Source organism: Actinoplanes sp. NPDC024001, from assembly GCF_040638955.1.
In the GTDB taxonomy this organism is placed as follows: Bacteria; Actinomycetota; Actinomycetes; order Mycobacteriales; family Micromonosporaceae; genus Actinoplanes.
In genome coordinates this window covers 1-1,402 of sequence record NZ_JBEZZB010000224.1, presented here as the reverse complement: position 1 = coordinate 1,402, position 1,402 = coordinate 1, and the positions used below count along the sequence as shown (strand labels likewise).

Genomic DNA, 1,402 nt, shown 5'->3' with positions numbered 1-1,402 from the left:
CGTCCCCCCCGCTGGGGCCCGCCCCCCCCCCCCCGGGGGGGGGGGTGCGCCCCCCCGCCGGACCGGACGTTTTCCCGGTCCGATGTGGCGACTGCGAAGCCGCCCGTGCTCTCCAGGATCATCTTGAGGCCGATGCTGACCAGAGCCTCGCCGTCCACGACCAGTACGTCCGTCACAAGCCGTTCCCCCGTGAACCAAGTACGTGCAAGTTGCATCGTATTTGTGACGTTACTTCACTTATATGGTCAAATCAATCAATATCCGCTCCGAGTCACGAATGCCACACGACGCGTCATGGTCAGCGGGTCAGGCCCTCGGCGGGCGCGATGCGTGCGGCCCGCCGCGCCGGCAGCAGGCTCGCCAGCACACCGGTCAGGACTGCCACGACCAGGACGGCGGCCAGCTGGGTCCAGGGCAGCCTGATCACCGGCTCGGCGGTGCGGCCGACGGCTGCGGCGACTCCGGCCAGGCCGACGGGGACGCCGACGATGATTCCGGCGACCGTGCCCAGCACGGTGATCACCACGGCTTCGACCGCGAGCATCGCGCGCAGCCGTGCCCGCCGTGTGCCTAGCGCGCGCAACAGGGCCATCTCGCGCACCCGCTCGATGACCGACAGGCCGAGCAGGTTCGCGATGCCCAGCAGGGCGATCACCACGGTCACGGCCAGCATCGCCAGGGAGAGGCCGAGCAGGATGGACAGCACGTTGGCGATGTCGCCGCCCTCGGTGACACCGCCGCCGACCTGCACCTGTGGGTCGCGGGCGGCGACCGCGTTCACGTCGGCGGTCAGGGCGTCGCGGTTGAAGCCCGCGGCGGCGACCGCCCAGACCGCCGTCGGGGTCGTCTCGATCCGGTGGGCGGTGAGGGTCTGCGCGCCGACCACGCCCAGCAGCTGGCCGGTGGTGTCGGCGAGCCTTGAGGCACGGGCGACCAGCTGCATGCGGCGCTCGCCCACCTCGACGGTGATCGGGACGCCGTCGGGCTGGCCGAGCTCGGCGAGATAGGTGGCGGGCACCAGCACGACCGGGGCGCCGGTGACCTCCGGCGCCACCTGGGCGGCCAGCTCGCCTTGGGGGACTGCTAGCAGCCGCGGGGTTGCCTTGCCACCGTCGGGGAAGCGGGCGGCGACAGTGCCGACGGTGCCGCTGGCCGCCACCTCGGGCACCCCGGCGAGCGCCCCGACGGTCTCGCCGCTGATCGCGGTGCCGTCGGTGCGCAGGCTCGCGGCCACCGGGTAGCGGGCTTCCAGGTCGGCGTTCACCGTGGCGCGGCCGCTGGTCGCGGCCACCGCCAGGCAGGTGATCAGCGCGGCGCCGACGACCACGGCCATCGCGGCCGCGGCGGTGCGGCGCGCGTTCTGGCTGAGGCTGGTGCCGGCCAGGCCGGCGGCCACCCCGAA

Annotated in this window: 1 protein-coding gene; it reads right to left on the bottom strand. The window is 73.3% G+C overall.

The window, feature by feature from the left end:
* Nucleotides 1-298: 298 nt before the first annotated feature.
* On the bottom strand, nt 299-1,402 hold a 1,104-nt coding region (locus AB0F81_RS46460; RefSeq protein WP_360209992.1), incomplete at its 5' end, for an ABC transporter permease.